The organism is Arthrobacter sp. KKT183 (genome assembly GCF_055657625.1).
This window is the reverse complement of record NZ_CM145770.1, coordinates 2,530,460-2,542,976: the sequence shown is the minus strand read 5'-3', so window position 1 is coordinate 2,542,976 and position 12,517 is coordinate 2,530,460. Positions and strand designations below refer to the sequence as shown.

Here is a 12,517-nt window from a genome sequence, read left to right as displayed (position 1 = left end):
CTGTCGCCTGAGCGCAGAGTAATGTGCCCTACATGGCCGCACTGAACCGCTTCGATCCGCTCGCCTCCGCTCGGACCGGGAACGATCCGGAATTCGACCTCCTGCTGACCGGCTCGGTGTTCTTCGACATTATCTTCACCGGCCTCGAAGCGCTGCCCACACCCGGAACTGAAGCCTGGGCCGAGGGGATGGGCTCGTGCCCGGGCGGGGTGGCGAACCAGGCCATCGCGGCAAGCAGATTGGGCCTGCGCACCACCCTGGCGGCCGCATTCGGGGACGACGGCTACGGCGCCTTCAACCGCAGCATCCTCGAGGGGCAGGAACACGTTGACCTGTCCCGGTCACGCACCTTTGAGCAATGGCATTCGCCGGTCACGGTCTCGCTCTCGGTCAACAGGGACCGCTCGATGGTGACGCACGGACATCCCTCCCCGATCTCGGCCTCCGCACTTATCGCGGACCTGCCGCGCTGCCGGGCGGCCATTGCTGAGGTCGGTCCGGAGGTGGAACCTTGGGTGCCGGCAGCACACGCCCAAGGCATGCGGCTCTTCGGCGACGTCGGTTGGGACCCAAGCGGAACCTGGTCTTCGGAGGCGCTCGATTCGCTGCAGTTTTTCCACGCTTTCCTGCCCAACGAGACCGAGGCCATGGCCTACACCCGGACCAGCGACCCGTGGGCGGCCCTGTATGCGCTCGCCGATCGGGTACCGGTGGCAGTAGTGACGGTCGGGCAGCAGGGTGCCATCGCCGTCGACTCCCTGACCGGGGAGGAGGAATGGGTGCCCGCGCTGCCGGTGAATGCCTACGATCCCACGGGCGCCGGTGACTGTTTCGGCGCGGCTTTCGTGATGGGTGATCTGGCGGGGTGGCCGCTTGCGGACCGGCTGGCGTTCGCAAACCTGTGCGCTTCGCTGTCGGTTCAGGAGGTGGGCGGTTCCCTCGCAGCACCCGGTTGGGGAGACATCGCCGACTGGTGGCGGCGGGTGAGTGCCGAGCGCGACGGCGTGCGGAAGCAGTGGCTGCGGCGCTACGCCTTCCTGGAGGACATCGTGTCGAACGTTCCTCCGTCAGCGGTGCGGCGCGCGAGCGCCACCATTGCGACGCAATCGGACGCGTAAGGGGGCTTCCAATCAGACCGTTCGCCAGTCGTCACTGGTGATATGCGATCCCGCCTGTGGCCCCATCTGTAGCATCCCGCCGTCCACAGCCCACGATGCGCCGGTGACGTAACTGCTGGCGGGCGAGGCAAGGAACGCGATGACGGCGGCGATTTCCCGGGCATCGCCGGGGCGCCCCAGTGGTATGCCGGGACGGCTGATCTCGTGCGGGTCCTCGTTTTCCTCGTGCGTCATGGGAGTAGCGATCTCGCCGGGGAGAACCGTGTTTGCCGTGATTCCGCGGTCGCTGAGCTCAAGCGCAATGGTGCGGATCAGGCCGCCCAAGCCGTGCTTCGATGCGTCGTAGGCCGCTGCACCCACCCGGGGCTGTTCCTGGTGCACGCTCGTCACAGCGATGATCCGTCCACCTTTTCCCGCACTGACCATGTGCTTCGCGGCGCGCTGGATGCAGACAAAAGCGCCGTCCAGGTTCGCCCCCACGGTGGTGCGCCACGTATCCGGGTCCAGGTCCAGGAACGGAGTTCCGTCACCGGTTCCGGCGTTGTTGACGAAGACGTCCACGCCGCCCAGCTCGTCAGCCAGCCGGTCGATGACGTCGCCGCACGCTGGGATGTCGGTGGTGTCGAGTTGCGCGACGGCCGCTTTTCGGCCTTGAGCCCGCACCTGGCGGGCTGTCTCCTCAGCCCCCTCTTGGTCCGAATGCCAGGTGACGCCGATGTCGCATCCCGCTTCTGCGAGTGCTACCGCGGTAGCGCGTCCGATGCCGGAATCAGACCCGGTGACTATTGCCGTTTTCGGTGAGAAGGTCATGGTCCATCCTGTCGCGACCTGAAAGCTGAACGCAAGGGTGCACAGCGCGCGGTGCAGCCGGATTCCCGGCGGTCCGCCCGGAACTGACAGAATGGACCTGTGAGTTTTTCAGCAGGACCACTACCGGAACGGCGTGTGGACATTGACCTCGCCGCGCTGCGGCACAACGTTCGCCACATCGCCGAGATAGCGAGCCCGGCACGCGTCATGGCCGTAGTGAAGGCGGACGGCTACGGACACGGCGCTGTTCCGGTGGCAATGGCGGCGCTGGAGGCGGGCGCAAGGTGGTTGGGCGTTGCCCACATCGCCGAAGCCGTTGAACTGCGCCGCGCCGGCATTGAAGCACCGATCCTCGCCTGGCTGCACACTGAGTCCAGTGATTTCGCCGCTGCCATCGAGCTGGGTGTGGACCTCGGCATTTCGGGTTGGGAGCTGGCTCACGTCGTCGCGGAAGCACGCAGGATCGAGCGTCCCGCGCGCGTGCACCTCAAGATCGATACCGGCCTGGGCCGGAACGGCTGCCCGCCGGAGCAGTGGGAAGCACTCCTGGGCCGGGCGCTGGAGCACCAGGAGGACGGGCTGCTGCGGGTGGTCGGAGTCTTCTCCCACCTCGCCGTCGCGGATGAACCCGACCGCGAAGAAACCGACGAGCAGATTGACCGTTTCCGGGAGGCTGTCGCAGTCGCCGAGGACGCAGGAGTTGACCTTGAGGTACGCCACCTGGCCAATACCCCCGGCACGCTCTCCCGGCCGGACGCGCATTTCGACCTTGTACGGGTGGGCCTTGGAATCTATGGGCTCTCGCCGTTTGACGGGCAGTCCTCGGAGGAGCTCGGGCTCCGCCCGGTCATGAGCTTCCGGACCACCATCGCCAATTGCAAGGAAGTGCCGGAAGGCCACGGTGTCTCCTACGGACTGGCCTACCGCACGGACAAGCGAACCACGTTGGGGCTCGTGCCGGTGGGCTACGGCGACGGCGTGCCACGAGTAGCAACCGGTGCCCCTGTCTCGGTCGGCGGCCGCTTCTACCCGGTAGTGGGCAGGATCGCCATGGACCAGTTCGTCATCGATTTCGAGGAGACCGGGATCGCGGACTCGGAGGACAGTCCACTGGGCCAGGAGGCGGTTCTCTTCGGAGCGGGCGGCGGCACGCCCACAGCCGATGACTGGGCCCGGGCAAGCGGCTCAATCAACTACGAGATTGTCACCCGCATCAGCCCCCGCGTGACCCGCCGGTATGTCGATTCAGAGGCTATTGACGCGGAGGCTGACCAGTGACCGGTCTTGTCTGGTCGCAGGAATTTTCCGTAGCATCCGTCGAGGAGTTGCAGGGCGCGGCCACAAGCATTGGAAGCCGGCTCGCCGCCGGTGACCTTCTCATCCTCACCGGCGAGCTCGGAGCGGGCAAAACCACCTTCACGCAGGGACTGGGCCGCGGGCTCGGCGTGCGGGAAGGCATCATTTCTCCCACCTTTGTGCTGGTCCGGAATCATCCCTCGCTCGCCGACGGGCCCGCGCTGGTCCACGTCGATGCCTACCGGCTCGAGTCAGACTCAGAAATAGACGACCTCGACCTTGAATCGACGCTGGACAGTTCCGTCACAGTGGTGGAATGGGGATCCGGCCGGGTGGAGCACCTGGCTGAGAGTTGGCTGCACATCACGCTGGTGCGTCCCGCCGCCTCTCCTGCTGCCGGTTCGCCCGCGGGGCAGGCGGCACCAACCGATGACGACGACGACGAACCGCGCCAGGTGCGCATCGAAGCCTTCGGTCCGCGCTGGGTGGACCAACAGCTGGGAGCGCTGGTCTAACGTGCTGATTTTGTCCCTTGACACGTCCGCCGCCGCCAGCGCTGGGCTGGTGCGCAACGGCGTCGTTCTCCAGCGGTTCGCCTCAACCGACACGCGCTCACACGCTGAAGTGCTGGCTCCCGCCGTCGAGCAATTGTTGGCAGACGCAGCAGTGCGCGGAACGGAACTCGATGCGATCGTGGTGGGCGTCGGTCCCGGCCCGTTCACTGGGCTGCGTGCCGGCATCGCGACGGCACGGATGCTGTCCTTTGTATGGAGCGTGCCGCTGCACGGAGTGATGAGCCTGGACGCGGTGGCGCTCGACGCCGGGCACGCCGGGGGCGAGTTCGCGGTGGCCACCGATGCCCGGCGAAAGGAAGTGTACTGGGCGCGCTACCGGGCGGAATCTCCGTTGCCGGTCCTCGTGGACGGTCCGCATGTGGGCCCCGCGGAAGATGTTCCGAACCTGCCGGTGTATGGCCGCGGTGCCGGCCTCTATGCTGAGCGGCTGACCGGTTCAGCCGCTGCAACCGAACTCACGCCCGACGCCGCGGCGCTGGCTTTGGTCGCGGAGCATACCCTCGCCAGGGGTGGGACCCTGCGCCCGACTACTCCGCTGTACCTGCGGGAGTCGGATGCCAAGGTGCCGGGCCCGCGGAAGAAGGCGCTGCTGTGACGTTTACTCTTCGGCCCATGCGGCTGCAGGACATCCCCGCGGTCGGCATGCTGGAGCAGAAGCTTTTTCCGATTGATGCCTGGCCGCTGGAACTGTTCTTCGACGAGTTCGCCCAGACCGAGACGCGGGAGTACCTGATTGCCGAAGTTGATGGGGAGCTCATTGGCTACTGCGGCGTCATGGTGGTCGGTAGGACGGCGGACATCCAGACCATCGGTGTGCTGCCGGAGTATGAGGGCCGGGGAATCGGCACGGCAATGCTGACCAGCATGCTCAAGGAAGCGCGGCGGCGCGGTGCAGCGGAAACCCTGCTCGAAGTCCGCGAGGACAACCCGCGGGCGCGCCGGCTGTATGAGCTGTTCGGTTTCGAGCACATCCACACTCGGCGACGGTATTACCGCGATGGTGTAAATGCGCACGTCATGCGGCTGATCTTCGACTCCTCCGGCGCAGCGAAAGGTGATCATGAACCGGTCTGAACCCCTGGTGCTGGGGATCGAGTCCTCCTGTGACGAGACCGGCGTCGGAATCGTGCGCGGAACCACCCTGCTGACCAACGCCGTGTCATCCTCCATGGACGAGCACGTGCGCTTCGGCGGTGTCATTCCCGAGATCGCTTCCCGGGCACACCTTGACGCGATGGTGCCCACGCTTCAGCAGGCGCTCGATGACGCCGGGGTGCAGCTGGCCGACGTCGACGCTCTCGCCGTCACCTCTGGCCCCGGGCTGTCCGGAGCGCTGATGGTCGGCGTGGCGGCCGCGAAGGCGCTTTCAGTGGCGACGGGCAAACCGCTTTACGCGGTGAACCACCTGGTGGCACACGTCGGGGTAGGGCTGCTCGACTCCGGCGAACTGCCCGAGAACCTTGGGGCACTGCTGGTATCCGGTGGGCACACGGAGATCCTGCGCGTGCGCAACCTGGCTTCCGACGTCGAGCTGTTGGGTTCCACGATCGACGACGCCGCCGGTGAGGCGTACGACAAGGTGGCGCGCATCCTCGGTCTCGGGTATCCGGGGGGTCCGGTGATTGACCGGATTGCCGCGCAGGGCAATCCTGCTGCAGTGAGGTTTCCGCGCGGGCTGAGCCAGCCCAAGTACCTGGGGACCGCTGAGCAACCCGGCCCGCACCGGTATGACTGGTCGTTCAGCGGACTGAAGACCGCCGTCGCACGGTTCGTCGAAGACTGCGAGGCGCGCGGTGTCGAGGTGCCGGTCGCGGACGTCGCGGCGTCCTTTCAGGAAGCTGTGGTGGACATCATCACGTCGAAGGCGGTGCTGGCCTGTACCGAGAACGGCATCACGTCGCTGCTGCTGGGCGGGGGAGTGGCGTCGAACTCGCGGCTCCGTCAGCTGACCCGGCAACGCTGTGAGGCGGCGGGGATCACGCTCACTATTCCGCCGTCGTCGTTATGCACTGACAACGGCGCCATGGTGGCGGCTCTTGCCGCGCGCATCATCATGGACGGCGGCGAGCCCAGCGGGATCGGCTTCGGTACTGATTCCTCAATGCCGGTGAGTACGGTTCACCTCTAACCCTTCGCGTTCATTCACAGGACACGCCCCCAAAGGACGCGCAAAAGGGGAGTGTCCTGTGAATTCGCCGGGGGCTGTCGCTCGGGTGGCCTGCGGTTTACGGTAGTGCGATGACTACCTACTCGGAGCTGATTAGGACTGAGAATGCCCGCTTGACCGAGATCCTCGAGACTGTGGAGGACTGGAATGCCCCGTCGCCGTGTACCGGCTGGACCGTCCGCGATGTCCTTGACCACCTGATCGACACTGAACGCGATTTCCTGAGCCAGCATGACATTGACACGGGCTCCAGGCCGGACACGGCGCAGGACCCGGCGGGCGCGTGGAAGACTCATGCGTCGCGGGTTCAGCACGTCCTTGACACCGCCGAGCTCGCGGAAACGTCGTTCGACGGGTTTTTCGGGCCGACGACGGTCGGCGCTACGCTCGCAACCTTCTACGGGTTCGACCTGCTGGTGCATCGCTGGGATATTGCCCGCGGCGCCGGCAGAGACACCAAGTTCAACGAATCAGAGCTTGACCTCATTGAGAAGTCGCTCGAGGGATTCGGCGAGAACCTCTACATGGAAGGGATTTGCCGGCCGGCGCTTCCTGTCCCGGCAGATGTGGATCGGGCAACAAGGCTTCTGGCTCGGATGGGCCGCGACGCCGGCTGGCAGCCGGCCGTCAACGCCTGATTTAGGCGCGGAGCTGGCGCACCATATCCAGTACGACGGCGCTCAGGTCGCCATTGTTCTCGGCGGCGATGCGGCGCTGGCGCTGGTAACCCGCGCCGCGCTGCAGGATTTTCTCAACGTCGGCGAGCTCCTGGCTGCAACCAAGCTTCGCCGCGACGGGCTCGAGCCGGTTCAGCTCGTCCATCAGATGCTCGGTGACCAGGCGCTCGTTGCCGGCGGCGTCCAGAATGATGATCGCTTCCAGCCCGTAACGGGCGGCGCGCCACTTGTTCTCCTGCACATGCCAGGGCGGCATGGTGGGGATCGAGCCGCCGTTGTCGAGGGTGGTTGAGAAGTCGTCCACGAGGCACTGGGTCAGCGCAGCCACCGCGCCGACGTCCTCGAGCGTCGAGAGCCCGTCGCACACGCGCATTTCAACGGTTCCAAGGTTTCCGACCGGGCGAATGTCCCAGCGGATTTCGCTCACCGTATCGATCACACCGGTGGTGAACATGTCCTGCACATAGGACTCATACTCCGCCCAGCTGGGGAACTGGAACGGCAGGCCGGCGGTGGGAAGCTGCTGAAACATCAGCGCGCGCTGGGACGCGTAACCGGTATCTTCGCCTCCCCAGAACGGCGACGACGCTGAAATCGCCTGGAAATGCGGGAAGTAATTCACCAGCCCATCGACCACCGGAAGCGCCTTGTCCCGTGAATCCAGACCCACGTGCACATGGACGCCGTAAATGACCATCTGCTGGCCCCACCACTGGGTGCGATCGATCAGCTTGAAGTACCGGTCCTTGTCCGTGACCGGTTGGGAACGCGGCGCACTGAACGGATGGGACCCGGCGGAGAACAGCTCAACGCCCATCGGGTCCGTGACCTGGCGCACCGCGGCGAGCGACCGGCTCAGGTCTTCTTTGGCTTCAGCGACGGTATGGCAGATGCCCGTCACAATCTCCACAGTGTTGAGGAGGAGTTCCTGCTTGATGTGGGGATGCTCGTCATCGGCCTGCAGCTCGGGATGCTGTTCGTTGACTCCGCGAAGTACCTCTTTGGCCACAGAGACCAGGTCACCGTTGTAACGGTCGACCAGGGCGAGCTCCCACTCAACGCCGAGGGTCGACTGCTCGGACTTCGCGAAATCAATCTTCAATGCTGCTCCTGACCGGTACCGGACTGTTGGAAATGTGTGCCTCGGTATCGCGCCATCGCGGGTGAGAACTGACCCAATAGTAGTGCAGGAGAGGTTCCGTTCTGCCGTGTGAAGCGACCACCCTCAGGAAACGACCGGCATAATTGACGGGTGCCGATCCTGAACAAAGACATGGTCCTGTGTATCTCCCTCGCCGCCCGGCCGAGCAATCTAGGAACCCGCTTCCACAACTGGCTGTATGACCAGCTGGGCCTGAACTACATCTACAAAGCGTTCACCACCACGGATCTTCCGGCAGCCATCGGCGGCGTACGCGCGCTGGGGATTCGCGGGTGCGCCGTATCGATGCCATTCAAGGAAGATGTCATCGAGCTGGTGGACCGCATGGATCCCTCCGCGCTGGCCATCGATTCGGTAAACACCATCGTGAACGACGACGGCGTCCTCACCGCCTACAACACCGATTACCTTGCGGTCGCGGAACTGATCAAACAGCGCTCGGAGGTGACGCCGTCGTCGTCGGTTCTGCTGCGCGGCTCCGGCGGAATGGCCAAGGCTGTTGCCGCGGCCGTACGGGACGCGGGCTTCACCCGGGTGACGGTTGTTGCACGGAACGAGGAGGCCGGCAGACGCCTGGCAGGGTTGTACGGGTTCCAGTGGCAGGCCGAGCCGGGAAACTCCACCGCGGACCTGCTCATCAATGTGACACCGCTCGGCATGGCGGGGCAGGACGAGGAGGTCCAGTCCTTCAGCGATGAGGCGGTTGCTGCGGCGTCGCTGGTGTTCGACGTCGTTGCGTTGCCGTCGGAGACGCCCCTCATCAGGGCGGCCCGGCGCGCAGGCAAGCCCGTGCTCACCGGAGCCGAGGTGATTGCGCTGCAAGCGGCCGAACAGTTTGTCCTCTACACCGGCGTGCGTCCATCGGCTGAGCAGATCCGCCAGGCGGGAGAGTTTTCGCGGCAGCCTGCGTAGCTGCCAGAGCAGTACCGGATCTAGCCCAGTACAGGATCGACGACGACGGCGACGCGCTCTTCGCCGATCCGCGTCAGTACCAGCGTTGCCTTGTTCGTTGCCTTCTTCGAGCCGGCGAGGAGCTGCTTGCGCAGCTCTTCGGGCGTGACTGAGGTTCCGCGCTTTTTGATGTCGAGGATCCCGATGTCGTTGGCCTTGACCCACGCTTTCAACGCCTTGACGTTGTAGGGCATCACTTCGAGGACGCGGTAGGGCCGGGCGAACGGGGTGTCTACCAGCTCCGGCGCGCAGATGTAGGCGATGTGCGGGTCGACCAGGTGCCCGCCGATGGAACGAGCAACGTCGGCTACCAATCCGGCCCTGATGACGGCGCCGTCCGGTTCGTAGAGGTAGCCTTCCACCGGACCGATAGGGGCGTCGTCGTCCTCGCCGAAGTTGGTGTGGCTGGTCAGCTCAGTGGCGCCGTCGGCGCCGATTAGCAGGGCGCCGCGGCGGACGTTGTCGCGGCGGAGGGCGTTGAACCAGAGCACTACCTCGGCAACATCGCCGTCCACGCTTACCCACTGGGCTTCGCAGTTGGGCGGAACCGCGTCATGCGGGATCCCGGGCCCGAGCTTCACACCCACAGGCATGCCGGTGTCCGCGAGGCTCTCCACGAAGGACAGGGGAGGCGAGAAGGCTTCCGGGTCGAAGAGGCGCCTGGTGCCTGAGCTGGAAGTGGTCCGTCGGGCGGGGTCCAGCCACACGCCGTCGTACTTTGTCAGGTCAAGGGAGGAGGCATCAGTGTTGACAACGGTCGCGTTGGACCACGGCAGCAGATTCATGGTGGCGGCAGCGGCGGTGGTTTCGTCGAGTTCGACGGCGGTGACGTCGCGTTCCAGCGTGGCGAGGGCCATCGAGTCGGCGCCAATCCCGCAGCCAAGGTCTGCGACCTTCTGGACGCCGGCAGTGACGTAGCGTTGGGCGTGGCGGGCGGCGACGCTGAGGCGGGTTGCCTGCTCGAGGCCGGCTGGGGTGAAAAGCATCCGGTCGGCGAAGGGACCGAACTTCACCTGAGCCTTCGCACGGAGCCGGGACTGGGTGAGGGCTGCATTGACGACGTCGGGGGAGTGGCCCGCCGCGCGGAGCTGTTCGTTGAGCCGGAGGCTGTCCGCTTCGGAGTACGGTCCGAGAGAGTTGAGCAGCTCCCAGCCCTCGGGAGTCAGGATGGGCTCAAGGAGGTTCTGGGTCACGGTGTCGCTTTCAACTGGAGCTTTCGGCGAGGGGCTGGGTCCGGTTCTTCAGTCTAGGGGTTGTGCCCGGGGCCGGATCCCCCACGTCCTGCTGTGAAAGTCCGCGCATCACCGGCGTGTTCCCGCCGACACGCCCCTGCCGGCTCCAGGAAGCGGGGAATTCGGACCGGCGCAGGGGGCCCGGCCCGCCCTGCAACACCACCCCTCTGGCACTCGCCTTGACCGAGTGCTAACCGTTGCATAAAGTCAGACTTGGCACTCTCACTATGAGGCTGCTAATCCTTCGAGGATGCGCCAACCGGCACCGCGACGACGGTCAGCGCCTGCTCGATACCCGAAGATTCATTCAAACCAAGTGAAGGAGAGGTCCGAGTGTCGGTCTCTATCAAGCCTCTTGAAGATCGTATTGTCGTCCGCCCGCTGGAAGGCGAGCAGACCACCGCATCCGGTCTGGTCATCCCGGACACTGCCAAGGAAAAGCCCCAGGAGGGCGAAGTTGTTGCAGTAGGCCCCGGCCGCGTTGATGACAATGGCAACCGCGTTCCCGTTGATGTAGCTGAAGGCGACGTCGTCATCTACTCCAAGTACGGCGGAACCGAAGTCAAGCACGGAGGCCAGGAATACCTGGTTCTTTCCGCTCGCGACGTTCTGGCGATCATCGTCAAGTAGTTGTGCAGAAGAACCCCGGTCAGCATCGGCCGGGGTTCTTTCCTGTCAGTACACATTCCTGCACAAGCCTGAAAGGAACGAAACAACATGGCAAAGCAGTTGGAATTCAACGACGCCGCCCGACGCAAGCTCGAAGCAGGCGTCGACAAGCTGGCCGACACCGTCAAGGTGACTCTCGGCCCTCGTGGACGCAACGTCGTCCTCGACAAGAAGTGGGGCGCCCCCACCATCACGAACGACGGCGTGACCATCGCCCGTGAGGTGGAGCTGGACGACCCCTATGAGAACCTCGGCGCGCAGCTCGCCAAGGAAGTTGCCACCAAGACCAACGACGTCGCCGGTGACGGCACGACGACGGCTACCGTCCTCGCGCAGGCACTGGTCAAGGAAGGCCTGCGGAACGTTGCAGCAGGCGCTGCCCCCGGCGCTCTGAAGCGCGGCATCGAGGTCTCCATCGAGGCCGTTGCTGCCCGTCTGCTCGAGAACGCCCGCGAGGTCGTTGGCAAGCAGACAGCAAACGTCGCAGCCATCTCCGCCCAGAGCCAGGAAGTCGGCGACCTGCTCGCCGAAGCTTTCGATCGGGTCGGCAAGGACGGCGTCATCACGATCGAGGAATCCTCGACCACCCAGACCGAACTTGTCCTCACCGAGGGCATGCAGTTCGACAAGGGCTTCCTGAGCCCCTACTTCGTCACTGACGCAGAGCGTCAGGAAGCCGTCCTCGAAGACGCGCTCATCCTGATCAACTCCGGCAAGATCTCTGCTCTGCAGGAATTCCTGCCGCTGCTCGAGAAGGCGCTGCAGGCAGGCAAGCCGCTGTTCATCATCGCCGAAGACATTGAAGGTGAAGCGCTGTCCACCCTGGTGGTCAACAAGATCCGCGGCACCCTCAACGTCGTAGCAGTCAAGGCTCCCGGTTTCGGCGACCGCCGCAAGGCTATGCTCCAGGACATCGCCACCCTCACCGGTGCGCAGGTTGTCTCACCGGATCTCGGCCTCAAACTGGACCAGGTCGGTCTTGAGGTTCTGGGCTCGGCCCGCCGCATCACCGTGACGAAGGACAACACCACCGTCGTTGACGGCGCAGGCAGCGAGCAGGACGTCGCGGACCGCATCGCTCAGATCCGCGCTGAAGTTGAGCGCACCGACTCCGATTGGGACCGCGAGAAGCTCCAGGAGCGCCTCGCGAAGCTCGCCGGCGGCGTCGGCGTCATCAAGGTCGGTGCAGCCACCGAAGTTGAGCTCAAGGAAAAGAAGCACCGCATCGAGGACGCAGTGTCCTCCACCCGCGCCGCCCTCGAAGAGGGCATCGTGGCCGGCGGCGGTTCTGCCCTGATTCACGCTTCAAAGGTTCTCGATGAGGATCCGAGCGTACTCAAGCTCGAGGGTGACGCAGCTACCGCCGTCGGCCTCGTGCGCCGCGCTCTGGTTCAGCCCCTGCGCTGGATCGCCGAGAACGCCGGCTACGAGGGTTACGTTGTCATCGACAAGGTGAGCCAGCTTGAGGTCGGCCACGGCTTCAACGCCGTCACCGGTGACTACGAAAACCTGGTCGACGCCGGCATCATCGACCCGGTCAAGGTCACCCGGTCGGCACTGCGCAACGCAGCGTCGATCGCGGCACTGGTTCTCACCACCGAAACCCTCGTGGTTGAGAAGCCGGTTGAGGAAGAAGAGCAGGGCCACGGCCACAGCCACTAGCGACACAGGGCGGGCGAGGACAGTGACCCACACAGGGAAAAGTCCTGAGCGCCGCCCCTGAGGCTGATGTCTTACCAGCGCCCCGGTCCACACGGACCGGGGCGCTGGTGCGTGAGGGCTCCCCCCAGCCTGGTGGGGATTACCCCACCAGGCGTCGTGGCAGATAGGGGGTACGCACCAGAGACGCGGTGGTACCTC

At 65.1% G+C, this 12,517-nt stretch carries 13 protein-coding genes; 10 read left to right on the top strand and 3 right to left on the bottom strand.

Translation table 11 applies throughout. The features are described 5' to 3' along the window. Positions 1-32 precede the first annotated feature (32 nt). On the top strand, positions 33-1,118 hold the full coding sequence (locus ACZ2GY_RS12055; protein ID WP_471671980.1) for a PfkB family carbohydrate kinase: 1,086 nt from the start codon (positions 33-35) through the stop codon (positions 1,116-1,118). A gap of 12 nt (positions 1,119-1,130) precedes the next feature. Here the strand turns inward: ACZ2GY_RS12055 and ACZ2GY_RS12050 are convergent, their stop codons facing one another. Then, entirely contained in the window at positions 1,131-1,928 is a 798-nt protein-coding gene (locus ACZ2GY_RS12050; protein WP_471671979.1) for an SDR family oxidoreductase, read from the bottom strand. Between the two features lie 99 nt (positions 1,929-2,027). On the opposite strand from ACZ2GY_RS12050, the gene alr reads away from it, so the two are divergent. The 6 genes from alr (at position 2,028) to ACZ2GY_RS12020 (ending at position 6,604) form a co-directional block, all read left to right on the top strand. Then, complete coding sequence (gene alr / locus ACZ2GY_RS12045; RefSeq protein WP_471671978.1) at positions 2,028-3,206, top strand: alanine racemase; 1,179 nt, start codon at positions 2,028-2,030, stop codon at positions 3,204-3,206. Further along, positions 3,203-3,739, top strand: a complete 537-nt coding sequence (gene tsaE / locus ACZ2GY_RS12040) for a tRNA (adenosine(37)-N6)-threonylcarbamoyltransferase complex ATPase subunit type 1 TsaE (protein ID WP_346027164.1) — start codon at positions 3,203-3,205, stop codon at positions 3,737-3,739. The genes alr and tsaE overlap by 4 nt, the downstream gene beginning before the upstream one ends. A 1-nt stretch (position 3,740) precedes the next feature. Continuing rightward, a complete protein-coding gene (gene tsaB, locus ACZ2GY_RS12035) occupies positions 3,741-4,394 on the top strand; it encodes a tRNA (adenosine(37)-N6)-threonylcarbamoyltransferase complex dimerization subunit type 1 TsaB (protein WP_277359179.1) in 654 nt (217 codons plus the stop codon). Between the two features lie 17 nt (positions 4,395-4,411). Further along, the gene (rimI, locus tag ACZ2GY_RS12030) at positions 4,412-4,873 is read left to right on the top strand and encodes a ribosomal protein S18-alanine N-acetyltransferase (RefSeq protein ID WP_277359180.1); all 462 of its coding nucleotides are present in this window, start codon (positions 4,412-4,414) and stop codon (positions 4,871-4,873) included. Further along, a complete protein-coding gene (tsaD, locus tag ACZ2GY_RS12025) occupies positions 4,860-5,927 on the top strand; it encodes a tRNA (adenosine(37)-N6)-threonylcarbamoyltransferase complex transferase subunit TsaD (protein ID WP_471671977.1) in 1,068 nt (355 codons plus the stop codon). The genes rimI and tsaD overlap by 14 nt, the downstream gene beginning before the upstream one ends. A 110-nt stretch (positions 5,928-6,037) precedes the next feature. Then, on the top strand, positions 6,038-6,604 hold the full coding sequence (locus ACZ2GY_RS12020; protein ID WP_471671976.1) for a TIGR03086 family metal-binding protein: 567 nt from the start codon (positions 6,038-6,040) through the stop codon (positions 6,602-6,604). A gap of 1 nt (position 6,605) precedes the next feature. Here the strand turns inward: ACZ2GY_RS12020 and ACZ2GY_RS12015 are convergent, their stop codons facing one another. Continuing rightward, the gene (locus tag ACZ2GY_RS12015; RefSeq protein WP_471671975.1) at positions 6,606-7,745 is read right to left on the bottom strand and encodes a glutamate--cysteine ligase; all 1,140 of its coding nucleotides are present in this window, start codon (positions 7,743-7,745) and stop codon (positions 6,606-6,608) included. Between the two features lie 150 nt (positions 7,746-7,895). On the opposite strand from ACZ2GY_RS12015, the gene ACZ2GY_RS12010 reads away from it, so the two are divergent. Further along, positions 7,896-8,717: a shikimate 5-dehydrogenase gene (locus ACZ2GY_RS12010; RefSeq protein ID WP_471671974.1), complete on the top strand. Its 822-nt coding sequence runs from the start codon at positions 7,896-7,898 to the stop codon at positions 8,715-8,717. Between the two features lie 20 nt (positions 8,718-8,737). Here the strand turns inward: ACZ2GY_RS12010 and ACZ2GY_RS12005 are convergent, their stop codons facing one another. Continuing rightward, positions 8,738-9,949: a THUMP-like domain-containing protein gene (locus ACZ2GY_RS12005; protein WP_471671973.1), complete on the bottom strand. Its 1,212-nt coding sequence runs from the start codon at positions 9,947-9,949 to the stop codon at positions 8,738-8,740. 372 nt (positions 9,950-10,321) lie between these two features. On the opposite strand from ACZ2GY_RS12005, the gene groES reads away from it, so the two are divergent. Together groES and groL are read left to right on the top strand one after the other, a co-directional pair. Then, a complete protein-coding gene (groES, locus tag ACZ2GY_RS12000) occupies positions 10,322-10,618 on the top strand; it encodes a co-chaperone GroES (protein WP_204531574.1) in 297 nt (98 codons plus the stop codon). 87 nt (positions 10,619-10,705) lie between these two features. After that, positions 10,706-12,319 (top strand): chaperonin GroEL, encoded by a 1,614-nt coding sequence (groL, locus tag ACZ2GY_RS11995; RefSeq protein WP_471671972.1) that lies wholly within the window; start codon positions 10,706-10,708, stop codon positions 12,317-12,319. Positions 12,320-12,517 lie beyond the last annotated feature (198 nt).

Coding starts and splice junctions, on each gene's coding strand:
- ACZ2GY_RS12020 (WP_471671976.1), top strand. CDS start 6,038: ATGACTACCTACTCGGAGCTGATTAGGACTGAGAATGCCCGCTTGACC.
- groL (WP_471671972.1), top strand. CDS start 10,706: ATGGCAAAGCAGTTGGAATTCAACGACGCCGCCCGACGCAAGCTCGAA.
- ACZ2GY_RS12055 (WP_471671980.1), top strand. CDS start 33: ATGGCCGCACTGAACCGCTTCGATCCGCTCGCCTCCGCTCGGACCGGG.
- ACZ2GY_RS12050 (WP_471671979.1), bottom strand. CDS start 1,928: ATGACCTTCTCACCGAAAACGGCAATAGTCACCGGGTCTGATTCCGGC.
- tsaD (WP_471671977.1), top strand. CDS start 4,860: ATGAACCGGTCTGAACCCCTGGTGCTGGGGATCGAGTCCTCCTGTGAC.
- rimI (WP_277359180.1), top strand. CDS start 4,412: ATGCGGCTGCAGGACATCCCCGCGGTCGGCATGCTGGAGCAGAAGCTT.